The sequence below is a fragment of the Vibrio sp. TBV020 genome (assembly GCF_046056895.1).
Lineage (GTDB): Bacteria > Pseudomonadota > Gammaproteobacteria > Enterobacterales > Vibrionaceae > Vibrio.
The window spans coordinates 1,071,674-1,098,220 of the sequence record NZ_JBEEAQ010000001.1 but is presented as its reverse complement, the minus strand read 5'-3'; the positions used below and the strand labels follow the sequence as shown (position 1 = coordinate 1,098,220).

The window sequence follows — 26,547 nt, the reverse complement described above, 5'->3', positions numbered from 1 at the left end:
GAGAGAGGCTAAGACCTCGGTTAGCACGAGCCAATCCGAGGCAACATAGAATCAGTAATAGAGAGTCAATGAGGCGTGTGAAATGACGTCAGATTGAACTCTAACGCAGGTTTAAGCAGTTTTGGTGAAGGAAGTTGCTCATCTCGGCCTTCCCTAGTTTCGACAAATTGCGAGCATGTAGTAAGCTCGTCCAGCATCATGTTGTCGTGTTTTTCTTCCCCGATGGTCGTTTTGTATTGGAGGTTCTCTACCTTATCAGGATAGTTATGGCACAAGTACACTTCTGTGCTGTCTTTTAATTCATAGAGCTTTCTGATCGATTCAAACATCTTTTCCGCACTACCTCCGGGGAAGTCAGCGCGACCTGTACCATGGTAAAACAGCGAATCTCCAACAAACAAAGCATCACCAATTTTAAAGGTTAGGTCTGACGGTGTGTGACCCGGCGTACTCATCACTTCCAAATGAGAGTTTCCAAAATCCATCTCTTCGTTCTCTAACAAGAAATGTTCAAATTGGTACAGCTCACTTAAACAAAGATCTCCCTTCCATTGTGCGTACACCTCTTTTACCCCTTCGGAGATATAAATAGGCGCATTGAGGGACTTGCTCAGGTAGAAAGAGCCAGACAGATGATCAGCATGGATATGGGTTTCTAGGATAGCGACGATGTGTAACTGATTCGCTTCGATATGGGAAATAATTTCATCGGCAGATTGGTAGCTAATTTCATCTGACTCCGGGTCATAATCTGCCACCGGGTCAATAATAATCGCTTCGTTGGTATCACAATCAGCCACCACATAGCTGATGGTCCCACTGCTTGAATGGAAGAAATGTTGAATATTCTGAGATGCCATTTTTCCCCCTCAGGAAGACGTTTCCTTTACTATTTACAAAGCACTCAACAGTATTCAGTGTAGCCTCTCCCCTCACCTTTGACGGACAGACATTAAAAAAGGCTCCAATGCTGAGCACGGGAGCCTTTCCATTCATAGAGTTATGGCCTTATGCGTTTGCTGCGTCTTCAACCATCGCTTTAGATAGCGCTTCTGCAACCTTGATGCCATCAATACCTGCCGACAAGATACCGCCTGCGTAACCTGCGCCCTCACCCGCTGGGTAGAAGCCTTTTAGGTTAATGCTCTGGAAGTCTTTACCACGCTTAATACATACAGGAGACGATGTACGAGTCTCTACGCCTGTCAGTAGGCCGTCGTCCGATGCAAAGCCTTTGATCTTCTTGTCGAACGCTGGAATCGCTTCACGAATCGCTTCGATTGCGAAGTCCGGTAGCGCTTTAGAGATGTCCGTTAGGTGGATACCCGGAGTGAATGACGGCTGAACATCACCAATCTCACTTGGATCGCGACCTTTCAGGAAGTCACCGATCTTCTGTGCTGGCGCATCGTAGTTTTCACCACCAAGTACGTAAGCACCTGACTCAAGCTCACGCTGGAAGCGGATACCTGCTAAAGGGTCACCTGGGTAATCACGCTCTGGGTCGATGCCGACAACAATAGCGCTGTTTGCATTACGCTCTGAACGAGAGTACTGACTCATACCGTTTGTTACTACGCGACCTTCTTCAGAGGTTGCTGCAACAACAGTACCACCAGGACACATACAGAAGCTGTAAACAGTACGACCATTTTTACAGTGGTGAACCAGTTTATAGTCAGCCGCGCCAAGAATAGGATTACCTGCGTTTTTACCAAAACGCGCTTCATCGATCATTGATTGTTTGTGCTCGATACGGAAACCAACCGAGAAAGGCTTCGCTTCCATGTACACACCGCGATCGTGCAGCATCTCAAACGTGTCACGCGCACTGTGACCTACGGCTAGAACTACGTAGCGAGATTTAATCTCTTCACCGTTTGATAGGGTTAAACCTGTGATTTGCTCGCCATCCATATGAATGTCGTCAACACGAGTGCTAAAACGGATTTCACCACCCAGTTCGATGATTTTTGCACGCATTTTTTCGATCATCGTCACCAGTTTGAACGTACCGATGTGCGGCTTACTCACGTACATGATCTCTTCAGGTGCACCTGCGGCTACAAACTCAGTGATTACCTTACGGCCGTAGAAGTTTGGATCTTTTACTTGGCTGTATAGCTTACCGTCAGAGAACGTACCTGCACCACCTTCACCAAACTGTACGTTTGACTCCGTGTTCAGTGCGCGTTTACGCCAGAAGCCAAACGTATCTTTAGTACGTTCACGCACTTCTTTACCACGCTCAACAACGATAGGTTTAAAGCCTGCTTGAGCAAGAATAAGAGCAGCGAATAGACCACATGGGCCAAAGCCGATCACGACTGGACGCTCAGTGATGTTTTCTGGTGCTTTCGCCACGAACTTGTACTCCATGTCTGGAGTCTCTTTTACGTGCGGATCGCTAACAAATTGCTGTAGCAACGCAGCTTCGTTTTCTACTACCACATCTAGTGTGTAGATAAGCAGGATGTTGGCTTTTTTACGAGCATCATAGCCACGTCTAAATACATTGTAAGAGATGACTTGGTCTTCAGAGATCCCAAGCTTCTTGGTAATGGCAGCGGTTAGCGCCTCTTCCTCATGATCAAGAGGAAGTTTAATTTCATTTAAACGTATCATGTTTGATGTCTCGTATAGATAGGTGTCTTAGCCAGAACCGTTCGACTAACGGTCAGCTCACAATGGCGCGCATTTTACGAGAAATTGAATTGTCTGTCATACTAAATCAAACATATTGAATTTTAGCTTGGGATGAGTATTATCCCCTCTCTTCTATTTTGACTAACTTAAGAGCATTCATCATGGCGTTTGTCGTAACTGATAACTGTATCCAATGTAAATACACTGACTGTGTCGCTGTATGTCCGGCAGATGCGTTTCATGAAGGCCCAAACTTTATGGTCATCAACCCAATCGAATGTATTGATTGTGGTCTGTGTGTTGATGAATGTGATGCCCACGCAATCTTCCAAGAAGACGAAGTGCCTGACGATCAAAAAATCTATGTTGAGCTAAACGCTGAACTAGCCGAGCTATGGCCAGTACAAACGGAAGTGAAACCTGCGATGGATGAAGCAGAAAAATGGAATGGCGTACCTGACAAATTAGGTATGTTAGAAAAGTAGCGATAAGCAAAAGTGAATAACTTGAAGGGCTGGCGAATACGTCAGCCCTTTTTGTAGGCGTCGGTTTTGAATTCCACTAAATTTTTTGGACAAAAATATGTCAGTGATTTTTCTGGACTAACAGCTCATGGAAACTACATGTATGGAAAGACTCACTTAGAATTGATTAGTGGAGCATCTAACGCGTTTGGAAGGAGACTTAAAAATCCGCAATAGCTCTTAAATAAATTCACAGCATTCTTGGGGGCTTTACGCCAACATCTACACAGAATGATAAGTTAATGCAATATTTTTGTGCGTCCTTTGCATAAATTAACTTTCAACTTAAACTAGACAATCAACCAGTTGAATCAACTGCAAGCAGTGACACCTTCTAGCAAAAGAAATAAAGATGAAGATATTAATCTTCGATGACAAGCACTGCGTTGTCGAGACCATAGTCGACTACCTCGAATTGATGGACATGACTATAGACTGTGTATATCACGGCGAAGCTGCTTTGCATCTCGTCCATGACAATCATTACGATGTAATTGTCATGGACGTTACGATGCCAAAGCTTGATGGCATTTCTGTGGTCAAAAAGCTACGAGAAGAATTGTCCTGCAATATACCAATCTTATTTTTGACAGCCAGAGATAGTCTAGAAGACAAAGTCTCAGCGTTTAACGCAGGTGGAAACGACTACTTACTCAAACCTTTTGCATTGGAAGAGTTGGTACTTCGCCTAAAAGTCTGTCCAAGGCTCGATGCGGGCAAGCTCACTTTTGCCGATGTTATTTACGATACTCAAACCGAAGACGTAACCCGAGCAGGATCAACGCAATGAACAAAACATTGACTCCTTTCGTGCTAGCAAGTGCATTATCCAATGCCGTAGTAGCATCACCATATCTAGGCTTGGAGTATGGTTATAACTCCACAGACCACGATTACAAAACAAACTTTGCGCCTGATAACGTTGTGTTAGCTCCAAGCAGTGAAGACGGTGTTTTCAACGCGTTTGCTGGTTACTCATTTAATGAAAAGTGGGCGTTAGAATTTGGTTATTACCAATACGACCTCGATAATAGTCATTCACAATATAACGGAACTGTTAGCTTTCCGAGCGGGAACTACCACAAATGATGACAACGAATTCAACAATACGCTGGCCCATGAGAAAAAATATTTCAAAGAGATTGGAGGAATAATAACAGCAGGTGCCGAGTACGCAGTTTTACGACAATTAACCTTAGGCGCCAATGCCAAATATCAAATAGACAGCTTTTCAACTTCGACTTCATTCAACATTTCAACCATTTACTACTTTTAATTTTTAACTTTAATAATAAGTGAACCCAAACTTGGAAAGAGTATTGTTTGCTTCGACTTTATTGTTAATTTCAAACACAGTATTCGACGCGTTTAACGGCCTAGTTTCTACCGCACTTGAGGCAAGAGAGGAAAGCTACGCAGAACTTACAGGTAACATTGTGAAATCACTTGGCAATGAAACTTATTTGTTCAAAGACCAAACTGACGAAATCCAAATTGAAATCGACCGCGAAGGTTGGATGGGCCAAGACATCACACGAAAAGATAAAGACGTTATTCGTGGTGAAATCGATCCAGAATGGACAACAAACCAAATTGACGTTGACATCATTAAGAAGCTGTAATATTAACATCGAAAATATAAAACCATTCCGGCTCCCCGCTTTATCTGTATAAATCTCATTTTCGTCGCATTACCTAGTGAAGTCTTCGGGAATAATGAGAATACAAGTGTAGTTTTCAGAAAAGGCTGATAGTTTTTAGTACTTACATTGCTTTATAGTTCCTACGAAACAGGCAATGGATATAAGCTTGAAAAGTGATCATTCATGCTTATTATGCAAAGGACTGCCATTAAAACCGATGTCGTGTATACTTCATCGGTTTTTTTGTACCTGTTATTTTTATACTTTTCCGTGTAAATTTCGTTATTGAACCTTTTTATCCAGTCGGATAATTACTTTATTGCTTGAATACATTCAACGGCCCTAACACAGGTGTAGATTTCATTATTTTGCCATTAAAGAAGCCCTCCGAGTTTTCAGCTTCAACAACAGTCAAAAGATTGACTAGGCCAGTTTGAAATCAGACATCTTATTCATTCCACATAGATTTTTGACTTAGAGTGCCAGAATGATCAAAATTCACAACAATGCTAAATCGTTCGTCATTGATCTTACCAATCATTGTTGCAGACGATGATAGCTTCTGTGTTGAGCTAGTTTTTTGCAACAACCCCTGATCGATATTAGCCTCTTTGAAACGATTAAGCTTGTTGTCAGTCTAGTGAGATAATTCTGATTTTGTAGTTAACAGATTGGGAAAAGGCTGCTTTTTACTAGCTTATTCATTGATAATGAAGGGATTAAAAAATGTATAAAGGACATATATGATAACTCACAAATTATTTCTTATGACTGCCTTAATAACCATCAGTTTTTCTGCTTTCTCACATAATGACAATGCATATCATCACAATAAATCAAGTCTACCATCAAAGAGCTCTTGGATGAGTAACCTCAATAACGAGACTAGAATTCGAAATATATCTATCCCTGGAACTCATGGTTCTGGTTCGCAACATGGTGGAGCAATTGTAAAGAACCAAACATTATCTATAACTCAACAATTGAATGCTGGCATTCGATTTCTCGATATTCGATTGAGACATATTGAAAACGTTTTTGCTATACATCATGGTGCTTTCTACCAAAAACAAATGTTCGGAAAGGTAATCAATGATGTAAGAGTATTTTTAGAAAAAAACCCTGATGAGTTCATATTCATACGAGTAAAAGAGGAACATAACGAAGAAAATAATACTAGAAGCTTTGAAGATACTTTTAACATGTATGTAAATAACAATAGTGATATCATCTGGATCCCAGAAATTAGAACTGAAAACCCAATGGTTAGAGACGTCAGAGGGAGAATAGTTTTTCTGCAGAATTTTGCTCCCAGAAAGTACAAATGGTTTGGTCTTGACTATTACAACTCATTCGATATTCAAGATGAATATAAGCTAGCTACAAACTGGGATTTATACTCTAAATGGACTCGGGTAAGAAATCATTTAATTAAAGCAAATAAAGAACAAATAGCGCACATCAACTTTCTCTCTGGGAGTACAGGAAGCTTCCCTTATTTTGTAGCAAGTGGTCACTCTTCTCCTGGTACAAATGCCCCTAGACTACTTACTGGATTAACAACTCCAGGGTGGAAAAATACTTATCCAGATTTTCCAAGGGTTGGCTGTTTTATTGGTATTTGCTCCATTGCATTTGAAGGGGTTAATACACTAACTAAAAACTACATTGTAAATAATGAGTTAAAATATGTTGGAATTGTTGTTATAGATTTTCCTGGAACTGGTTTAATCAATGCTATTATTGACACAAACAGAAAAAATGGTAAGTTTATGTCAAAAGAGATATGTTGGTCTATAAGTGCTTTTAACATTACTCTCTGCATAAACTCTCAAAATGGCGAATTGTATATTAAAGACAATGCTAAATAATCGTTATTATCGCAACCCTAACTTTCACCCTTGAACAATGCTATCATATGACTATAAGAATAGTACTGATCAATGTTTATTATTTTGGTTATTCCTTTAAGGAGCAATAGCAAAGTCAGCTTTGACGAATTAACAACCTGAGTATAATTATATTTATTAAGAAAATAAAAACTCAATGTCTGACCATGCTTATTGACAGTTCAATACAAGTAGATTAATTCTCATTTCATATTAATGTAGATTTTATTTTTAGGAACAAATCGCATACATTATTAACTTTGTAGTGTATCACTTTTTACGAAGTGGCGGCGCAAAAATAAGTTAATCAAAAAGGATTATTTTCAAATAAAATTGGTTAAAAATAGACATCCATGGGATTACGACCTACTAATTAAATGTAATTATGACAATTAAACAGAGTCATTTAAAGCCTCTCAGTCATTTTAAAAACTGAAATTAAAATTCTCCAATCGAGAACAAGCCACGATCAATAAATTTCCTTTGGTAAATAAATACGTTTTTTGTTTTTACAAATCCCTTGAATAAAACATTATATAACTACTTCATGTTTAGCCCAAACAAATAATACAGAAGGATTATTATTGCTCACTCTTTTAAACTCTTATTTATAGGACCATTCCATATAGGATAATTAATGATTAGTTCATAATCTACAAACGCTTTAGCATTCCTTAGTTTGTACGATGAATACCTATCTTGGCTGTAAGATATTCCACCATATTCACCTACCTTGTTTAAGTATGGATTAGATAAACCTCTCCACCACTTAGGTTCTAAAATTTCCTATTTAATACCATGATATATATAACAGAGTTCTTAGGAATTGTTTTCATAGGTTCTAATTTTAGGCACAAATGTCGACCTAATGGATAACTAGAAGCCAATGAAAACTTGAAAATGATAAGCAAGATTTTGGTTGTTTTGCTTAATAAAAACATAGAATACTACGCTCACTCTGGTGAGGTGATAAAAATATCATTCCAATTTCAAACTGAGAGCAAATGCCATAGACATTTACATCACTGCCCATCACAGTTTCTGTTTGAATTTTGTTCACACGGAGTGTTTTATAAATGAAAATCAGATACCCACTATTAGTGGTATCAATAGGATTGGGCTGCAATGCTTTTGCAGCCCAATTACCTTTTGGTGCTGACAAACAACCACTTGAAAACGCCGTAATTCAATGGGTAACCTATTGGGATAAAGAAGTTACTTCTGCATGTTATACTGTTGATGGCAATGATCTTGGCTGTTCAAGTGATAATTTAACCTTTACAGAAACAGGTGAAGATTGGGCCACTAAAGAACCAATGGGGGAGTCATCAGGTCTTTTTCCGATCCCAAATGATATGAACCCTGGTGAAGGCACTTTTGATGCAGTGATCAAAACCTGTACGTCGGAATGTACGGAAAGTACAGTACAAATTACTTTCGGTAACTCTGATAGCGGTAACGGTAACGGTAACAAGCCATCCAAAAATTTTTCACTACTACCAACCTCTCAAAACCCAATTTATTCTGGTACCGATAAACCAACGCTTGCTCAATTAAATGAAGAAGAACTCAATATTATTGAAGCAAGCCCAAGCGCCGCTCTAATTAAACAGCAACTCCTTTCTGCTCGCTTTATAAAAGGTGACATCAAGCTAGATTTTTCAAATCCTGCGTCTCTCCCTGAAAATGTCAAAACCATTATGTCAGTATTTAGCGAAGAGGATTGGAACTACCTGTTTCCAATGAGAAAAAGTGTTTATCAATATGAAGGCTTTTTAGAAGCTGCAGCTCGCTATCCTGCATTATGTAATGACAATCCTAAAGGCGAAATAAATCAAGAATCTCTGTGTAAACTTGAATTATCTACAATGTTTGCTCATTTCACGCAAGAAGTTGGCGCACATTTGGGGAATGGATACGTTTATGAAGGGGAACAGTTAGACGAATACAGACAAGGGCTATATTACATAGAAGAAGCTGGCTGTGAAGCTAATGAAGACGGTGTATCTCGCTGTACCGGATACAATGGCGGCAGCTCTAAAGATGTTTGGCAAGGTGTAGGCTGGCCAGGCTACCCTAATGCTCAATATTATGGTAGAGGTGCCAAACAGCTGAGTTATAACTATAACTACGCACCGTTTTCAAAAGTGATGTTTGGTAATGACCAAGTTCTTTTAGAAAACCCTCATCTAGTGGGAACCGAGGGGGCATTAAGTATTGGTTCAGCCGTGTATTTCTACATGCAACCTCGGTCACCAAAGCCGAGTATTCACGATGTGGTTGTCGGACGATGGGAACCAAATGCGCTTGACCTAGAATATGGCCGAGAAGAAGGTTTTGGGGTTACCATCAACGTAATTAATGGCGGTGTAGAGTGTGGTGGCTCTGAGCCTGCTCAAGGCGTGCCTTCTCAGCCTCGTAACCGAGAAATTTATTATAAAGGCTTCGCTGAATATTTCGGTATATGGGACAACTTGGATTTGGCCTCTCAAAAAAACGACTGTTGGAATCAGATGAGCTTTGGTGATGATAGCTCTGCTGCTGCAGCTACATTCTGGGAAAAGTCTTGGACTGAAGCTGGAAAAGGGCAATTAGTTTCCTATGAAGCGTCTCCTTACAATATCTTCTTTTCTGGGGACTATGCTGAATTTATCAAGAAGTCATTCTATCACTCTGTAAACGGTGTTGTTGTGCTTGAGAACATTAGCGAAAAATTGGGATCAGTTAAGCCTCTGTATGATGGTGAAACTTCATTTATCAGTAACCGTCAGATTGTGTGGAGTGGCAATTCGCTGTCAGTCTTTGATCCAACAATGACCGATTTGATAAGTACGCTTCAATTTGAGGAATCATTATCTACAGTTGCTGGTTTGAGTAATGGTAATATTCTCGTCGCGTATGGAAACAACGTTGAAGTCATTACTCTTGATGGCAGTACTATCCAAAAGCTATCACTTGACAGCAAGGTTATGGCGACTGATGCAGTTCGTATTGGCTTCCGAAATAATAAGCAACATAACGTGGTTATCGCAACAGAGTCGTCTGTATATGAGTTCAAAATCCAACAAGGGAAACTCAATCAGAAGTCACGTAAAGCAACACAAAATACGACAATGGTTGCTGCTAATGAACAAGGTAAAGCCGTTGCGCATGATAACAATGTTAAGGTATTTAATGATACATACCCAGATGGTTATCGTATTCAGTTAGCCCATGAAGTGGCATCACTGGACAGCCTATATGGTGGCGGATTTGTTGCTATAGGTGGAACACCAGCACAAGTCACTGTAATTCGTTCCAATGCTGAAAACTTTTATACCAAGTCGTTTGAACTCGATGCTGATGTTAGAGGCTATTCAGTGGCGCCAAATGAAACCGGTGGATTTTCAGTTGTTGGTCAGTCAGCTTCAACGAATGAAATCCTGGTGAATTTCTATACTCAAAGTGGTGAGAAACTCACAACGTCTAACGTCCATGATGAAAACCTTCTCGCTCATAGCGTATTAGATCGTATTCAAGACATCTCAGCAGAGACATTATTAAATGGTTCTTTACAGGTTTATTGGTCTGAAGGTAATAAAGTACTCACCCGAACTATTTCAGCTCCAGTGAATATACAAGGCTCGGAGTTAGCAGGACAAATCTCAATTGATGAGATGGATTTGTATGCTGACACTGTTGTGGTTGATATTAAAATTGTTGATTATCAACCGGTATTTACAATACCTACAGATTTATTCAAAGGTGAAAATCGAGTGATGTTCCGCATTGACGGAAAATATATTGGAGAGACTTATTCTGGTCGCTCTTACTACGGAAACACTCGTATAAATGACGGGGTCGCTAAGTTTAGAAGAGGGGGCATAGCTCTTAAAGTGGGACAAAGGCTAACTATTGGCGTTTATTCAGGTAAACCAGGGTTAGGATCAAAATTATTGGAAGAGCTATATAGCTATGAAGTCAAAGCATCTGACTTGGAATTGAATGTTTCACTTAACGAAGTCTCCGCTGAAATTCATAGCAACACTCTTCACGTGACAATGCCTGAAGAACTATTTGATTCTGAGACTAGAATTATAGTTAGGCGTAATGGAAAATATGCGTTTGAAACATACAACGGTAGTGCATATTACTCTGCAAGGACCAGGAAAAATGGGTACGTTACTGTACGTAGGGCCATCAAAGGATTAAGTAAAACAGATCAATTTATAGCACAGATAGTGGCTGGCCGCCCAGGGATGTCAACAAGCATAAAATTACAAGAAAAAAGTCTGTAATTACTGTTCAAATGCATTGTCTTTAAATAGGCAATAGACCAAAATCTTGAAGGTAAGGAAACTAAGTTTCTTTACCTTCAAGCGTTTTTATAATAAAGGGGATGTTAGACCCTTCATAATACTTTAAAGGCTTAATCGCTGGACTACGTGGTAAGTAATAACCCTTCCGCTCTCTCTGCATTAATCAGTTTTATCAACAATCTTTGATAGTCATGTACAATGCTTGTTGCTAGTTCAGCCGAAATCTCTGAACTGTCATAAAACAAACTATCCAGTTACTCTCCTGGAAATAAACACAACACTGCAAGACGTAGGGGCCTTTGCTTTAATGCTTAGCCAGTAATCGACTTCTTTGTCATCGTACTCGAGTAACTCCCAATACGCTTGATAACATTGTGTATTGGACTAGGGGACAGAGGTGGTTCGAAAGGTTGGAAGATTCCTCATTCGCAACTTTGTAGTCCCAAAGAATGACTTTATTGAGGAAAGAAATTGCGTTGAACGCAGTGATTTACCATCACTGCGCTTCATTGTGTTCTTAAGCGGTGCTTAGTTATGCTGACGGCGCAAGTTATCCAGAATAATGCCAGTCGCCATCGCTACGTTCAGTGACTCAGCACCACCAAAGGCAGGGATAGTAATCTTGTCGGTGACGAACTTAGCAGCCTGCTCGCGAATACCGTGAGATTCGCTACCCATCAGTAAAATACCCTCGGCAGCAAACTCTGTTTTATGCACGCTTTCCCCTTCTAGAAAGGCGCCGTAAACAGGTAGGTTCGATTGCTCTAGGTAATTTGGCAAATCGAGTTGGCTCACTGTCACACGACCAAAGCTGCCCATGGTTGCACTAATCGTTTTTGGGTTATAAGGATCGGCACAGTCAGTACTCGCCACAATATGCTTAATACCGTACCAGTCTGCGACACGAATGATTGTGCCAAGGTTACCCGGATCAGACACGCCATCTAACGCAATCATCAGACCCTGAGCTTTTGGTGTTGCTACCTTTGGAATTTCGACTACAGCAATGGCAGCGTTGTTGCTCACCAAGGTACTAGCTTTAGTGAGATCGTCCAATGATGCTTCGATACACTCAAAGGTGTTCAACTCAACGTGGTTCTCATCTAAGAACTCAGTCGTCGCAAAAATCTGTTTTACTGTCAGATCGCTATTGGCCAACTCAAGTACGTTTTTCTCACCTTGAACCAAAAATAGACCGTGCGCTTTACGCTGTTTCTTTTGGCCGAGCGCTCGTAGTAGTTTAAGTTGGTTTTTTGAAATCATAATCTGTCCAAGGTAAAGGGGTAACCCAAATAAAAGCGCGGCAATTATAGAGTAAAGCTCGACTGAGCTAAAGGGCTTACTTTATCTCATCAACACGGGAAAATTTCACCTTACAAATATGCGTGTAGTGCACTCAACAACTGATTGCTTGAGAAAGGCTTTTCAAGAAACTCACTGGCTTCAACTTCAACGCACCTAGGCCATGCTTCTTGCTTGGTGTCAGCAGAAGAGATAATTATGGGAACACGACTCAAACGTGGATTAGAACGTACTCGTTTGGTTAACTCCAAGCCTCCTTGCGCTGGCATATGAAGGTCAGTAATAATCAAATCAACACGCTTTTCTTTTAGAATATCGAGCGCCTGTTGAGCGCTTTTGGCTTTAACCAATTCCACAGGCGTTACAGACAACATCGCTTGCAATAACACCAAATTTATTGGCGTGTCATCAACAGCAAGAATGACTTTACCTTCCCAGCCCTGCATAGTGCTTTCTGAAGTAGTGAACTCTTGGAGTGAAGTGGCAGTTCGCCCCTTTACTTCGACAACTAGCGTGCTCGGGATAACAACGGAAAACGTCGAGCCTTGCCCTATCTGAGATTGAACACTCATTTCACAACCTAAGGAGTCCACGATCTCTTTTGATATGTTTAACCCAAGTCCAGTTGACGCTGCATCATCATATTTCTCACTGGCATCCTTTGAGAAGAAGGGAAGGAAGATCTTAGAGAGGTCATCAATTCCTTTGCCAGTATCAATCACATCTAATTTTATAGCTTGTGGTACTTTGCTCAGCGCCAGAGTAATGGATCCATGATCGGTAAACTTAATCGCATTAGAGATAAGGTTTATTAGAACTTGAAAGAATCGCGAACGATCTGACAACAAAAAGCAGTCGCCAGAGTCCAAGTTGTTCACTAGCGTAAGAGTGAGTCCTTTCTCTTGGACTCGGTAAGAGAACAAGTCATGCGCATTGTAGAGTAGCTCCACGATGTCGAACTCACTTTGCTTGATATTCAGTGACGTATGCTGAAGTCGGCTAGCATCAAGTAGGTTGTTTACCACATTTAAAAGATGGTGCCCCGAGTCGTGAATGATCTTTAACTTTTCTGGTACGTCACTGGCGCTATGATCTTTTTGTACCAATTCGAGAAGACCAAGCATAGCATGTAACGGGGCTCGTAATTCGTGGGACATACTAGAAAAAAAGCGCTCTTTGGCTTTGGTTGCTAATAGTGCGTCAAACTCTGCGCTCTTTAAAGCTGTCATGTCGGCATGTGTACCAGTGAAACGCAACGCATTGCCTTCAGAATCTCGTTCTACCACTTGCCCCCGGTCGAGAATGTATACCCAATTTCCGTTGGCGTGCTTCATTCTATGCATGTTTTCGTAGAACTCAGTCTTGCCTTCAAGGTGGGCTTGGATATCCGCCAAACAGCTATCCATGTCATCAGGGTGCACTCGAGATGACCAATCATCCAAGGTCATTGAAAGATCGCTCAACTTCAGCCCCAACATCTTTGCCCAGTTATTATCAAAAACGACTTCATTCGTTACAGGTGACCAATCCCACATCCCCAATCGAGTGCTATCTAGTACCAATTTGAGACGCTCAGGAGTGTTCACTGTATTGAGTACGATTTTCTGCATCGCGTAGGCAATCCTTATCTACAAAAAGATCATTAGTCATAGTGTAGACAATCTTCAACACACCATACGTATGCTTACTCTGCATAGAGCACAGAATTAAAAAAATGAACAGTAAGATGGGAGCAACATATCAAACTAACAACTCCCTGTTGTCGTTAGCTCACCTCTGTTTGAATCAATGAGATAATTTTCGTCGCCTTCTCAAAATGATCGAGTTTATGGGTTTGAATCCACCATGTGGCGGCTTCCATTAACAGCTCTGGATCGTCATTTTTATTGGCAAAGAATGCATAGAAAGAAACACCCACACCCTCGCCTTTCTGAGCGATTTTCTTTTGGCAGACTGCAACGATTTTTTCTTGTAATGACTGACGCATAAATTGATTCCGAGCTGATTAAAGAACGCCATAGTATCAGTAAGTTAGGGGGAAGAGATTAAATTGAAATGTGTATCTGCTATGACTCACAATATTGAGAATATACAAAAAAGCACCTCACTGGGGGTTGTGAGGTGCTTTAGCTTAGTTTGACTAAATTCTGTTAGCTTGCTTGATATTCTGGATAATCAAGTAGGCCTTTCTCAGCGCCACCGAACAGCGTTGCTGGGTCATGCTGTGCAAGTGGATAATCATTAAGAATACGATTTGGCAAATCTGGGTTGGCGATAAATGGGCGACCAAAACCAACCATATCAGCTAAACCATCATTCACCGCTTGCGCTGCTTTTTCAGTATTGTAGCGACCTGCGTAAATGATTGTGCCTTGATACGCTTCACGTACAGCCACTTTGAATTCAGACGGTGTGTCTGGTGCGTCGTCCCAGTCAACTTCAGCAATGTGCATGTAAACCACATTCAGTTTGTTCAACAGTGCAGCTGCTGCGGTGTAAGTTTCTACCGGAGTTTTGTCGACCGTACCATTTAATGACGTAAATGGAGCTAGACGAACCCCAACGCGATCTGCGCCGATAGCATCTGTCATTGCTTCAACGACTTCACCTAAGAAACGTAGTCGGTTTTCAATTGAGCCACCGTATTCATCGGTGCGGTTGTTCGCTTCAGAATCGATAAACTGGTTAATGAGGTAGCCATTTGCAGCGTGCAGTTCGATACCATCAAAGCCAGCTTCAATCGCGTTCAGTGCAGCCCAACGATATTCTTCAATGACGTTTTGAATATCTTGCTTAGTCATCTCACGTGGTTCAACTACATCAACAAATCCAGGTTCATCGCTGCCATTGTCGATAAAGACTTTTACATTTTCTGCTTTCAATGCAGAGGACGAAATTGGCTGCTGACCACCAATGTTATCAGGGTGAGTAACACGGCCCACGTGCCATAGCTGAGCGAAAATTGCGCCACCTTTAGCGTGTACGGCATCGGTCACTTTCTTCCAACCAGCAACTTGCTCTTTCGAGTAAATACCTGGTGTCCAAGCGTAGCCCTGACCCATTGCAGAAATTTGAGTACCTTCTGCGACAATCAAACCTGCGCCAGCACGCTGAGCGTAATAGGTCGCCATCATGTCATTTGCAACGTTGCCCGGTTGACTTGCACGAGAGCGAGTCATAGGTGGCATCACGATACGGTTTTTAAGTTCAAGCTTGCCAAGTTGGATTGGTTGAAATAATGCGTTTTTCATCGTGTACTCCTATTACTTGCTTACTTGAATAAGTTCGATTTGGTAACCATCTGGGTCGGTAATGAAGGCGATATGAGTTGAACCACCTCTCACTGGACCTGGTTCACGAGTCACGTTACCGCCGAGCGCTTTAATTGAATCGCACGCGGCATAAATGTCTTCAACGCCGAGAGCAAGGTGACCAAACGCATTACCCATCTCGTACTGATCAGTATCCCAGTTGTAAGTGAGTTCGATAGTCGTACCGCCCTCTTCATAGCCAACAAACACAAGCGTGTAGCGATATTGAGTATTTTCGGTACGGTCAAGAACACGCATACCTAGAACCTTGGTGTAAAACTCGATCGACTTATCTAAGTCAGTCACGCGGATCATCGTGTGCAGAAATTTCATCATTTACCCCTATCAAATGGCTACAACAGCTCGAATGCTTCTTAACTATTGTGTCGGTTGTTCGTTTCATAAACTTTGCACTAACGATACTCGACCAGCCTAAAGACAGGAAATTATCAATTCTTATTATATAAATAATGTTTTGTTATCATTTGAGCACTACGAAACCGCTTTATTGCTTTGACGGTACACCACAGGTAATACGGCACTGGCAACAATCACTATCAATCCAGCAATAGCTAACCCGTTTGGTATCTCAGCAAACAGCCAATAACCAAAGCCGACCGAGTAGATAATTTTTGCATACTCTACATTCGCAATCACATTCGCTTCACCATACTTGTAAGCAGTAACGCCTATCCATTGCGCTAAAGAAGACAACGCACCGACACAAATCAGTAAAGCGAACTCACTCCAACTCGGCCATTGCCAATTTAGTAAGCTTGGAATCAATGCCATGAGTCCAACAAAGACCGCTTGATAGGCTAGTAAAGTAATTTTCGGCTCTTCTTGCGCCACTTTTCGAACACATATCACTGCGACCGCAGCACCTAAGGCTGCAACCAATCCCGCTCCGGTATATAGCAGCGACGACTGCTCAAATTGCGGCTGAACCACCAGCATCACGCCTATAAAACCCACGATGATAGTAAACAAGCGTGATGTAGATACCCGCTCAGATAAGCAAACCCGAGAGATACAAGCTACAAACAGCACCTGAGTAAAGCCCAGAGCGGTGGCATCTGCTAATGGAATGTTACTGACGGTCACGAAGCCTAAATAGAGTGCTGTGAATGCCCCTAAAATACGCAACGTATGCAACTTCACTCTTTTTGGTTTGATGAGGATATCGATGTTTTTAACGATGGCTGGAAGCAACAACGTGACAAAAACGAGCTGACGAAACAACAATATTTGAAATAGATCCAAAGAGTCACTCAACAGTCGAACAATGACACCAACAACGGTAAACAATGCTGTCGAACACAATGCCAACAAGACACCTTTCCATACATTAGGTAGGTGGGAAAATCTTGTAAAAGGAGCTTTAAATAAGTGATGAGATAGGGTGTGATTCTGCATAGCTTTCGACCTTGATTTATACAAGTTCGAGAGTCTAAAGGTGACACTAATAGACGGGTCAAGCGTAGGTACTGCGCTTATCCATCATTCGGTTTTCTTTCCATGCTACTATTCGAACATACACAGTAACCTAGAGTAGCAATGTGAATAGCTTCGAGAACTTTGAGCCGCAAATACTCGCCTTTATAGAGCGAGAAATGGTACAAGACCCCGCCCATGACCTTAGCCATGTTAAACGCGTCGTCAGCACTGCCCGCTCTCTATGCGAGCAAGAAAAAGCCAACCTCAATGTTGTTCTTTGCGCTGCGTATCTGCATGACTGTTTTACCTTCCCAAAGAATCATCCAGAACGTGCAAAAAGCTCAATGGTTGCGGCAGACAAAGCAATCCAATTCTTAGAGGAGATTGACTTTCCTCCAGATTGCTTTGATGCGATTCATCATGCCATTTCTGCTCACAGCTACAGTGCAAACATCACTCCGAAAACATTGGAAGCAAAAATCGTTCAAGATGCCGACAGGTTAGATTCTCTTGGAGCGGTGGGAATTGCACGATGTTTGCAAGTAAGTACTAACTTTGGTGCAAGCCTATATCATGCCGAAGACCCTTTAAGTGAACATCGAGAACTCGATGATAAGAATTACACCATAGATCACTTTTTTACCAAACTGTTTAGGCTGGAATCGATGATGAACACTCCTGCAGCAAAACAAGAAGCGAAAAAGAGAACAGAATATATGCGCGGGTTTATCGAACAGTTAGCCAGCGAAATGTAATAAACTCACCGGCACTCAATACCCCACTCGATGTGTATGTTAAGTAGGCCCGCTGGTACACGATCTTCAGACGTCTCTACGCGCGCAGAAACATGAACAATACCGTCAGGGTTAAATAATTTAGGATGAAGTTCGACACCTTGTTGCCAATAATTGATATCACCTTCATAAACGTTAGGCGCTTCGAGTTTGAAGTGAACTTGAGATGGGTCGACGATATCTTCCAAATCCCCTAAATGAATTTGATTAAGTTTGAAATGCACACGTGACCCTTTACGATTTGATACCAGCTTCAAGGTCGTGGTTCGGTTTTCATAATCTTGGCCAAACGCTAACGCCCCAAGGTTCTCTATTACCGTAAGTCCGCATTGCTCTGACACTTCTCGATGAAACGTAATCGGCGCAGAAACGTTGGCAAAACTGGGACAAGCCACGAACATTACCCCCAACCACAGGATTATTTTGCGCATTAGTTCACCATCACTCGAACAATGAAATCAATCACCGCTCGTTCAGTTACTTTGACACTACTTAATGTTTCTCGCTCGTCTGTCGCTACTTGATACACGGAGCTGAGAGTAATCGGCTTATTTTGATAGGTGTATGAGATCATGACGTCACAGTTCACACGCTGCTCCTCTTCGCCGATGGTAGAGGTATCTGTGTAGTTAAATCTGCTCTCTATTTCCATCAGCTCGATCTTCGTCCAATCAAGATATTCAGAGTTAGATAATGCGTCGAATATTCTGCGTTCATGATTCGCAGCCCCTTCTCGGCACACAGCATCCCACTGACGAACTTCCTCGGCTTGAAAACCATTGGCATACACTGGATAGCTCAATGTCATTGACAGCAATATAGGTATTCTTAGTCTCATAATAAAATCGATCGGTTAGCCCTTAATAAAGGGCTAACCTTTTGCACTGAGTGTATTAGTGACAGTGGATTTCCCAAGTGGTGTTCACTTGATACGAATCAGCATCAAGGTTGTTCTCGTCAAACACGACGGTTGAAGCAAGGTCTACTTCATTGTCATCACGCAAACTGTCTCTAGGGATCGTCAAATACCCTTCCTCTTTCCACTCAGCTGCCGTTCCTTCTGCGGCACCCATAACACTCAAAGACTTAAATTTAATATCATCTTCCGTGACGTTTTGATCTTCTAGCGCCCCCAAGTCAATATGCTTGAGTTTCATCTTTGTGTCTTTGTCATAGTTGTTGATCAATGTAATGGTCGCAATATCAGGGTTATACGCCCCACCAAAACCTAGCTTACCTTCGGAATCATTGATTTCGATACCACATTGACCTTCTATCTCCGCTCGAAAGATCACGTCACCGCGGTCATCGTGTGGTCCCTGTGCAAAAGCCGCTGAACTACATGCAACGGTTAACACCGAAGCCCCCAACAGTTGGTTTAACTTATTCATGTTTACTCCGAAAACACTGTGTTGTTTTGTTTCATTTTAAGTAGCCGATATTTCTCAGCTTCGATTTGTAAAAGTTTGAGTTCATGTTCAGCCTGAGCGAGTTCTTCTTGGCGAGCACGATCGCGCAATTCAAATTCGTACAGACGTGTACAATCAACCCGTTCATTACCCCCAAACTGGAACGTCACCGCCGCGTAAATTCCTGCTTCGTCTTGGTTTTGGTAGTAATAGTTGTTGTAGTAATTATCACTATCCTCATTTCCCTGAGCGCCATAAGTGCCAAACTGAAATGTCTTTCCTGTTGAAATTGCTTGTTCACAGGTCGCACCTTCAGCGGTACGAACTCGGTCAGTACCAGAAGGATTTGAAACGCTTGGGATTGGATTGGAAAACGCACTACAAGCAAAGATCGAGCAGAGCAAACCGCACATTAATACCCTCATGGTTAAAACCTCTGAAAGTGTAAAGTGCTACACACTTCGTAACTGTTTGGAGAATCACTCACCATACGGGTGCAAACGAGCTTTTGTGTGGTCTTGCCTGGGGGAGTATTCACACTGATGTCCAATTCAATGTCTTGATTGGGCCCGAGTGAAATTTTGTTTGGGAAAGATTTATTATCGATACGTAGATAATAATCCGCAGGTTTGTTGTAGCGGTTAACCAGAACAAAGCTGACTTGGGTCTTGTCCGAATAGCTTTGAAACTCTTTGTTCTGCCATTTGTGAACATTGGCAAAAGACAAAGACGTCATCGCAAAATAGGTTAAGAGGATATAAGTAAGCTTTCTCATGGTATGTCATCTCCCAAAAGTGAAGAGGACAAAATAGCCGCGGAAAACCTCGGTTACTTACCATTTTACGCCACTGAAAAACCGATGAACTCCTTCTGACGTTACGTTGACATTAGGCACTAAGAGCACGAATTTCATATTTATCAGAGCAATACAAAATCCTGAAAGAAGGCTAAAGACAAATGAAGTTTCACCACAGTTAGTCCCTAAACTGCGATAAACGAAAAGTCGCATCTACCCTTCTAATTTGTGGGACTCAATACGTGTGTCAAAAGCAGCAATTCGATCTTTGAATGCCGCTTTGTCTTTCTCAGCGATAGAGCTCGCCAGTGGTAAGTCCGCTTTCATTGGATCGACAGCTCGATTCCTAACTAACACCTCGAAATGCAAATGAGGTCCCGTTAATCGGCCGGTCGCGCCAGACAATGCAATCTTTTGTCCACGTTTCACTTGCTGGCCTTTCTTAACCAAAAACTTACTCAAATGCAGGTAGCGCGTGGTGTAAACACTGTTATGTTCGATGACTAGATACTTACCCGCATAAGGGTGATTTCTTACCCCCACCACTCTACCGTCACCGGTGGAATAGATAGGTGCGCCTACAGGCGTCGCAAAGTCAGTTCCATTGTGTGGTGAGATGCGCCCTGTTACCGGATGTTTGCGCTTAGGATTAAATGCAGACGTGATCCGTCGATACTGCTTATCAATAGGATAACGGTTAAATGCACGCTCAAGGCTTTGTCCATCGCGATCATAGAAACGGCCATCATTAGCTAAATAAGCCGAGACCTCTCGTCCAGAGAGCTGGAACGAAACAGCTTGAATTTCACTATTTCCTGTTGGGTGATCCCCCAAAAACTGACGATTAATCAATACATCAAAACGATCACCAGCTCTTAAAGTACGAGAAAAATTAATTTTGTCCTTCAGTACTCGCGTAATGTTGGCTATCTGATTAGAAGTGAGCCCTGTTTTATGTGCAGAAAGAGAAAAGCTGCCGTTGATCGTTCCACTGTACAACACCTCGTGCCACTCGCCCTGTTCTTCTTCAAACTGGTACTCGAAGTTTCCTTCGCTATCCAGTCGATACGTAGCACGCTCGACCAAGCTAAGGTGATAAGTTAAAGAAAGTAGCTCTCGAGTTTCGCTATCGATGATAAATTCTAAGTGATCGCCGGGCTTGATCGTATCCAATTGCAAGTGCGATAAATCGGCCTCCAGCACACCTTGCAGCTTTGAATAAGGGATACCCCACGAAGAGAAAATATCACTCAGGGTGTCACCTACTTTCACAAAGTAGTGAGCTTTGATTGGTGATGGCTCTGCTTTTTGTTCATTGGCTGGAGTAACCACGATCTGAGAGGGAGGCTGTTTCGGTGTCGTTGTTTCATTAAAGAGAGTGATAAAAACAGCGCTTGAAAACGCAATCACTGCGACTGCAAGGGCGGTGGCTCTAAAGTATTTCATTCAAAGTAAGTAACCTATAACACAATTGCTATGTTATAACATAACTAAAAGTGCAATTCAGCACAAAAACTTATAGGGGAAGCACTCTCACGAAGGTTGTCAAGGCAACATTCCCATGGTTCTCCCCGTTAGCAATATTTTATTAGGACTCACCAAACGATGGAAAAGATGAAGCAAGTTTTGCTTGTCGCTGGGACTCATGGCAATGAACTTTCAGGTATCTACATACAAAAACTCATAAAAGAGCGACTCTATACCGCTGATCGCTCTACGTTTACTACTACGACAACCATCGCCAACCCTGAAGCCATTAAGAAAAATGTTCGCTATCTCGATACCGATTTGAATCGCAAATTCTCCTCTCTCGACACAAACGGAAATATTGAAGGTCACGAAGCCGAGTTAGCGAAACACTGGCGAAGTAAATACGCGAAAAACAACAATGAGTTAGTGATCGATCTACATAATACCACCAGCAATATGGGCGCCACGCTCATATTACTTTCTAATGATCCTTTCTATACAAAGATGGGCGCTTACGTAAAACAAAGGATGCCCGGTTCGAATATCTTGTTTGAAGATCGTAAACCATGGTCTGAACAACCTTATCTTTGCACTAGTGGCCAGTATGGCATCATGATTGAAGTTGGCGCTCAGGCACATGGCTCCCTCAAATTTGAAACTCTTGAACTAATGAAGCAAATGCTGAGTTACGTTCTCGACTATGTAGAGAAACACAATCTAAACCAACTAGGAGAGCTTAATCATTACGATGCCTTCTTCTACACTGAGGAGCTGAATATCCCTCTCGATAGCGATAGCATGCGACTGGCGACCGTTCACCCAACAATCTGTGGGCGCGATTTTGAAGCAGTAAAACAGGGGGACCCATTATTAGCCACCTTCTTTGGCTACGATATTCATTGGGAGCAAGCTCATAAGATATACCCTCATTTTATCAATGAGAGCGCGTACAGCGCAGCACATATCGCAATGGCATTAGCGACAAAACAGACCGTGCACGTTTAGCGATGGAATAATAAACACCCCAAGCAATATAGGCTCGGGGTGCTTAGTAACAATAATGCTAGAGTCAAAGAAAGTTACTTAACAAAGGCCAATCTCATTGCGCCTTTTGGTTCTTCAGCAACCGCACCATCAGCATACACCCGATAGCCATTGACCCAAGTTCCAATAATAGATGCATTGAACTGGTGCCCTGAAAATGGAGACCATTGACAGTGATAGAGCGTGTTTTCATTGGTTGCTTCCGTTTGAGACTCCAAATCTACTAACACAAGATCAGCAAAATACCCTTCGCGAATATAACCGCGATCTTCGATTGCATAACGAATCGCTGGGTTATGAGCTGTCTTCTCCACAACCTGCTCAATACTCATTCGACCATGGTGGACATGATCAAGCAGTGTTAGCAGTGCATGTTGCACAAGAGGTAGGCCCGCTGGCGCTTGATCGTAGGCAACCTTTTTCTCTTCTAATGTATGAGGTGCATGGTCGGTCGCGATAATATCAATGTGACCCGTATTCAGCGCTTCAACGAGCGCATCACGATCGCTCTCATGTTTAATTGCTGGGTTACACTTAATTAAGTTGCCTTGTTGTGCGTAGTCTTTATCGCTAAACCATAAGTGATGAACACACGCTTCTGCTGTAATTGACTTATGTTCGATTGGGCCAGCTTCAAACAGGGCGAGTTCTTTTTCCGTCGTGATGTGTAACACATGCAGCTGACTTCCATGCTTTTTTGCCAATTCGACAGCATAAGATGAACTGGCATAACAAGCTTCATCATCACGAATGACCGGGTGATCTTGGATGGTCAGCTCAGACTTAGTCGCTAATAGCTGCTCTCTATTTTTGGCAATGGCAGGTCCACTTTCGCAATGAGTTACAATCAGTACAGGAGAGTCACGGAAAATATCATTGAGCGCCTGATGATTTTCTACTAATAGGTTGCCCGTAGACGCCCCCATAAAGACTTTCACACCACAGTGCTTTCTTGGATCGAGACGTTTTATTTCCTGTAAGTTATCTTCCGTTGCACCTAAATAAAAAGAGTAGTTGGCCCACGAGCTATTTGATGCAATCGAAAACTTTTTCTCTAGAGCTTCAATGGTTGTCGTCGCGGGGTTAACATTTGGCATCTCCATAAAACTGGTGATTCCCCCTGCAACAGCAGCACGAGATTCTGATGCAATCGTCCCTTTATGTGTCAATCCAGGTTCACGAAAATGAACTTGATCGTCAATCATCCCTGGAAGTAAGTAAGCCCCGTTAGCATCAATAACGGTGTCTCCAGTCGCGGGCTCTATTTCGCTGTCGACTCTATCAATACGCTGACCAACAATGCGTACATTAGTCTCAAACACATTTCCTTCATTCACGACTCGAACATTTTTGATTAGTGTGGCTGACATGAATCACTATCTCCTCAATTAATTGATATGTTATAACATAACAATTAATTGAGCAGATAATATTATAATTACGTATATTGAGACATGAATGTTACAGAAAGTGAACAAAGAATCCTTCGCTGGTTGAGATTGCTCGTCGTTAGCCTTCGCTATACAAGCTTTTAATCGTCTCTCTAAGCCATGTGATCTTACGATTCTGGTTGTTGCGTTTATGCCAAATCATCGTAAATGGGATCATTAATTTGTGCTGTTGGGATTCTTCAATTGGGATTGGCAAGGCAACCAAATCAGGATGAAGTTGTTCACAGTATCTTTGACAATATTTTGGAGCTGTCGTGAGCATCTCATGCCCCTGCTTTTCTGCTACAAACAAGGCTTGTTCAAAACTCGACATGGTCAAGCTCACTTTTCGTGTTAAGCCTGATTCAATTAAGATTTCATCCAGCGCCCACCTCTCGCTTTTCTCCCACACCACATTGATATGCGGATAGCTCAAAAAGGTGTCTAAGTTCCACTCCTTCTCAAGCAAGGGGTGATCTTTTCGCACATAGACAAGGGGTAAATCAGTGAACAGAATTTCGTAATCGATAAAGTAAGGCAGTAGTTCGAGGGATTCACGCGACCTAGGGTGGCTCTCACGACCTGTAAAACCGATGTCCAGTTCGCCTCGGATAATCGCATCAATAGAATCGTAATCCCAGTTGCTGAACTTCACCTTTGAATCAGGGTAGGTTTGATGAATATGTGAAGTAAGTTCATCAATCATAATCAGTGACAATGGGGATTCAACACCTAGATTAAAGCGGACCCCAGTAGGAGCTTCATCTCCCCTTCGAGCCACAAGCTGGCTGCCTATCTGCATCCAATCTGACAGCCCCTCTTGCATACTTGCCGCTAAGGTTGTTGGCCTCAACCCTTGGGGAGTATTCACAAAAAGAGGGTCATCAAACCAATCGCGAAGCTTTGCTAATGATTTACTCACTGTTGAAGGAGTAACATTGAGCTTTTTCGCAGCTTTAGTGACACTCTGCTCTTGCAAGAGCAATTGCAGAGTGAGCAGTAAATTTAGGTCAAGACGGGCAAGAGACTTTTTCATGGAGCTCACTAGATGGCTGATTTGACACTAATAATATTAGAGAGAGTCCAATAACGCTACCCATGACCAAAGCAATTACCAGCATCATAACCGCCGATACACCGAGTAACGCCATCACCCAGATATAGAGCGCAGACCAAGAAACCTGTGCAATACCGAGCATCGAGCTAGCTAACCCTGCTTTACGCGAAAAGAGGCTCAAGGCTTGGCTCATTGCAACACCAAAACCCATCGAAAAACCCATACTAATCAAGACAAAACCGATCATGTAAAGAGTCGAGCTATCACCATTCAAGTGAGCCGCGAGAATGGCGATAGCCGACATCATTGTTATTACCTGTGACGTTATCAGTAAGGTTTTTTGCTTAAAGTAAGTGAGTGCAATTGGCGCTGAGAAAGATGTCGACATGCCAACCATTGCAAGCAGAGCCATCGCTGTTGAATACTCACCACGACTATAGTTGAGCGTTTCCATCACAATCATTGGTGACGTGTTTACGTAAGAGAGAATTGCGGTTACGCCGAGCGAAGTAAATAGCACTCGTGAGATAAAAAATCGATTAAGTAAAGACTCTTGAGAGTGCATCGCACTAACACCCTCACTCTTAGTCCCCTTTGGCAACGTCTCTTTGAGAATAAAGGTGGCAATAAAACCAACTATCAGCCCCATTCCAGCCATTGTGGTAAACAACACAGGCCATGGGTACTTGAGCATAATCAAATTACCAATCACTGGCGCAAGCACCGGTATCATGCAGGTAATCCCATTGAGCATTGACAGTACTTTCGCGCGTTTTTGGTCGTCTAACGTATCTCGTAAGATAGCGAACGCAACGACGTAACAACACGCTGCACCCACCCCTTGAAAAAAGCGCATGATTAAAAAGCTGTCACTGGTTTCAGCACTTCCTGCAAGCAGCGAAGAAATAGCGAATATTGCTGTACCCACTATCGCCACTGGTTTACGGCCAAAGCGATCAGCAATGCCTCCAACAAAGATCATTGTTGTCGCCATACCTGCAAGATAAATAGAAAACGCAATATGAAGCTGAGATTCACTAGCAGCTAAATCACTCGCTATTTGAGGCAGCGCGACCAAATACAAATCTATTGCCGTTGGATAAAGCAGGACAAATGCAAAACTGCACAAAAGAAATCGGGACATAACAAAACTCGCTCACTGTAATCGTTTGCGAGAATGATATGTCAACCAAAGAGAATTAGCGTGTTGCCATTATGACAACAGGTATTTCCAATCACGACATCGACCTTTAACCATCAAACAAAGGTCAATTTTCAAGCCCTATTCTTAGCTCGTCGTTTTCATGGTAAAGGTGTGCTTGGTTTTGATCGATCAATACCATAGCTGATAGAGGGTTGACTGAGAGTACGGCGCCTTTCCGATAAGGGATAGGCACATCCCAAGGGTTGTTTTGGTATAAACCTTCTTGATCAAACTGGATAAGTACGTCCATGTTTGCCTCCAAAAACACATTAAGCACCTACTAATTTTAGTTC

Annotated in this window: 25 protein-coding genes and 1 pseudogene; 8 read left to right on the top strand and 18 right to left on the bottom strand. The window is 42.2% G+C overall.

Annotated features, from left to right (window positions below):
- Positions 1-65: 65 nt before the first annotated feature.
- Both AAFX28_RS04675 and AAFX28_RS04670 read right to left on the bottom strand, forming a co-directional pair.
- A complete protein-coding gene (locus AAFX28_RS04675; protein WP_408686095.1) occupies positions 66-860 on the bottom strand; it encodes an MBL fold metallo-hydrolase in 795 nt (264 codons plus the stop codon).
- 148 nt (positions 861-1,008) lie between these two features.
- Entirely contained in the window at positions 1,009-2,625 is a 1,617-nt protein-coding gene (locus AAFX28_RS04670) for an NAD(P)/FAD-dependent oxidoreductase (RefSeq protein ID WP_408686093.1), read from the bottom strand.
- A gap of 182 nt (positions 2,626-2,807) precedes the next feature.
- Between AAFX28_RS04670 and fdxA the strand changes: the two genes are divergently transcribed.
- The 6 genes and pseudogenes from fdxA (at position 2,808) to AAFX28_RS04640 (ending at position 10,979) form a co-directional block, all read left to right on the top strand.
- Positions 2,808-3,131: a ferredoxin FdxA gene (gene fdxA, locus AAFX28_RS04665; protein WP_269977949.1), complete on the top strand. Its 324-nt coding sequence runs from the start codon at positions 2,808-2,810 to the stop codon at positions 3,129-3,131.
- 391 nt (positions 3,132-3,522) lie between these two features.
- Positions 3,523-3,948: pseudogene (locus tag AAFX28_RS04660) on the top strand (response regulator transcription factor); the annotation flags it as partial.
- An 8-nt stretch (positions 3,949-3,956) separates the two neighbouring features.
- On the top strand, positions 3,957-4,259 hold the full coding sequence (locus tag AAFX28_RS04655; protein ID WP_408686090.1) for an AcfA family outer membrane beta-barrel protein: 303 nt from the start codon (positions 3,957-3,959) through the stop codon (positions 4,257-4,259).
- Positions 4,260-4,489: 230 nt separating this feature from the next.
- The gene (locus AAFX28_RS04650; protein ID WP_408686088.1) at positions 4,490-4,792 is read left to right on the top strand and encodes a NirD/YgiW/YdeI family stress tolerance protein; all 303 of its coding nucleotides are present in this window, start codon (positions 4,490-4,492) and stop codon (positions 4,790-4,792) included.
- Positions 4,793-5,676: 884 nt separating this feature from the next.
- Positions 5,677-6,684 carry a phosphatidylinositol-specific phospholipase C gene (locus AAFX28_RS04645; RefSeq protein WP_408686086.1) on the top strand — a complete coding sequence of 336 codons (1,008 nt, stop codon included), beginning with the start codon at positions 5,677-5,679 and terminating at the stop codon, positions 6,682-6,684.
- A 1,094-nt stretch (positions 6,685-7,778) separates the two neighbouring features.
- Positions 7,779-10,979: a chitinase gene (locus tag AAFX28_RS04640; protein ID WP_408686084.1), complete on the top strand. Its 3,201-nt coding sequence runs from the start codon at positions 7,779-7,781 to the stop codon at positions 10,977-10,979.
- A 549-nt stretch (positions 10,980-11,528) separates the two neighbouring features.
- Here AAFX28_RS04640 and AAFX28_RS04635 read toward each other — a convergent pair.
- The 6 genes from AAFX28_RS04635 to AAFX28_RS04610 all read right to left on the bottom strand — a co-directional run bounded on the left by AAFX28_RS04635 (position 11,529) and on the right by AAFX28_RS04610 (position 17,029).
- Positions 11,529-12,263, bottom strand: coding sequence for an RNA methyltransferase (locus AAFX28_RS04635; protein WP_408686082.1), 735 nt, complete (start codon positions 12,261-12,263; stop codon positions 11,529-11,531).
- Between the two features lie 110 nt (positions 12,264-12,373).
- A complete protein-coding gene (locus tag AAFX28_RS04630) occupies positions 12,374-13,912 on the bottom strand; it encodes a response regulator (RefSeq protein WP_408686080.1) in 1,539 nt (512 codons plus the stop codon).
- A gap of 155 nt (positions 13,913-14,067) precedes the next feature.
- Positions 14,068-14,289, bottom strand: coding sequence for a DUF6500 family protein (locus AAFX28_RS04625; RefSeq protein ID WP_408686078.1), 222 nt, complete (start codon positions 14,287-14,289; stop codon positions 14,068-14,070).
- A gap of 163 nt (positions 14,290-14,452) precedes the next feature.
- Entirely contained in the window at positions 14,453-15,553 is a 1,101-nt protein-coding gene (locus AAFX28_RS04620; RefSeq protein ID WP_408686076.1) for an alkene reductase, read from the bottom strand.
- Positions 15,554-15,565: 12 nt separating this feature from the next.
- Positions 15,566-15,946 (bottom strand): lactoylglutathione lyase, encoded by a 381-nt coding sequence (gene gloA, locus AAFX28_RS04615; RefSeq protein WP_408686816.1) that lies wholly within the window; start codon positions 15,944-15,946, stop codon positions 15,566-15,568.
- 159 nt (positions 15,947-16,105) lie between these two features.
- Positions 16,106-17,029 (bottom strand): DMT family transporter, encoded by a 924-nt coding sequence (locus AAFX28_RS04610; RefSeq protein WP_408686074.1) that lies wholly within the window; start codon positions 17,027-17,029, stop codon positions 16,106-16,108.
- Between the two features lie 197 nt (positions 17,030-17,226).
- Between AAFX28_RS04610 and AAFX28_RS04605 the strand changes: the two genes are divergently transcribed.
- Positions 17,227-17,805 (top strand): HD domain-containing protein, encoded by a 579-nt coding sequence (locus AAFX28_RS04605; protein WP_408686072.1) that lies wholly within the window; start codon positions 17,227-17,229, stop codon positions 17,803-17,805.
- Between the two features lie 5 nt (positions 17,806-17,810).
- On the opposite strand, the gene AAFX28_RS04600 is transcribed toward AAFX28_RS04605, so the two are convergent.
- The 6 genes from AAFX28_RS04600 to AAFX28_RS04575 form a co-directional block, all read right to left on the bottom strand.
- Positions 17,811-18,275 (bottom strand): hypothetical protein, encoded by a 465-nt coding sequence (locus AAFX28_RS04600; RefSeq protein ID WP_408686070.1) that lies wholly within the window; start codon positions 18,273-18,275, stop codon positions 17,811-17,813.
- Positions 18,275-18,682, bottom strand: coding sequence for a hypothetical protein (locus tag AAFX28_RS04595; protein WP_408686068.1), 408 nt, complete (start codon positions 18,680-18,682; stop codon positions 18,275-18,277). The genes AAFX28_RS04600 and AAFX28_RS04595 overlap by 1 nt, the downstream gene beginning before the upstream one ends.
- Positions 18,683-18,737: 55 nt before the next feature.
- Positions 18,738-19,235 (bottom strand): hypothetical protein, encoded by a 498-nt coding sequence (locus tag AAFX28_RS04590; protein ID WP_408686066.1) that lies wholly within the window; start codon positions 19,233-19,235, stop codon positions 18,738-18,740.
- Positions 19,236-19,237: 2 nt separating this feature from the next.
- A complete protein-coding gene (locus AAFX28_RS04585; protein WP_408686064.1) occupies positions 19,238-19,678 on the bottom strand; it encodes a hypothetical protein in 441 nt (146 codons plus the stop codon).
- A gap of 2 nt (positions 19,679-19,680) precedes the next feature.
- Complete coding sequence (locus tag AAFX28_RS04580; RefSeq protein ID WP_408686063.1) at positions 19,681-20,028, bottom strand: hypothetical protein; 348 nt, start codon at positions 20,026-20,028, stop codon at positions 19,681-19,683.
- A gap of 234 nt (positions 20,029-20,262) precedes the next feature.
- Positions 20,263-21,495 carry a peptidoglycan DD-metalloendopeptidase family protein gene (locus tag AAFX28_RS04575; RefSeq protein WP_408686061.1) on the bottom strand — a complete coding sequence of 411 codons (1,233 nt, stop codon included), beginning with the start codon at positions 21,493-21,495 and terminating at the stop codon, positions 20,263-20,265.
- Between the two features lie 159 nt (positions 21,496-21,654).
- Here AAFX28_RS04575 and AAFX28_RS04570 point away from each other — a divergent pair, with 159 nt between their 5' ends.
- Positions 21,655-22,524 (top strand): aspartoacylase, encoded by an 870-nt coding sequence (locus tag AAFX28_RS04570; RefSeq protein ID WP_408686059.1) that lies wholly within the window; start codon positions 21,655-21,657, stop codon positions 22,522-22,524.
- A 74-nt stretch (positions 22,525-22,598) separates the two neighbouring features.
- On the opposite strand, the gene AAFX28_RS04565 is transcribed toward AAFX28_RS04570, so the two are convergent.
- The 4 genes from AAFX28_RS04565 to AAFX28_RS04550 all read right to left on the bottom strand — a co-directional run bounded on the left by AAFX28_RS04565 (position 22,599) and on the right by AAFX28_RS04550 (position 26,504).
- Entirely contained in the window at positions 22,599-23,933 is a 1,335-nt protein-coding gene (locus tag AAFX28_RS04565) for a dihydroorotase (protein ID WP_408686057.1), read from the bottom strand.
- Between the two features lie 139 nt (positions 23,934-24,072).
- Complete coding sequence (gene yidZ / locus AAFX28_RS04560) at positions 24,073-25,029, bottom strand: HTH-type transcriptional regulator YidZ (protein WP_408686055.1); 957 nt, start codon at positions 25,027-25,029, stop codon at positions 24,073-24,075.
- Positions 25,004-26,194 carry an MFS transporter gene (locus AAFX28_RS04555; RefSeq protein WP_408686053.1) on the bottom strand — a complete coding sequence of 397 codons (1,191 nt, stop codon included), beginning with the start codon at positions 26,192-26,194 and terminating at the stop codon, positions 25,004-25,006. Before AAFX28_RS04555 ends, yidZ begins: the two co-directional genes overlap by 26 nt.
- Before the next feature lie 124 nt (positions 26,195-26,318).
- On the bottom strand, positions 26,319-26,504 hold the full coding sequence (locus AAFX28_RS04550; protein ID WP_408686051.1) for a hypothetical protein: 186 nt from the start codon (positions 26,502-26,504) through the stop codon (positions 26,319-26,321).
- Between the last annotated feature and the right edge of the window lie 43 nt (positions 26,505-26,547).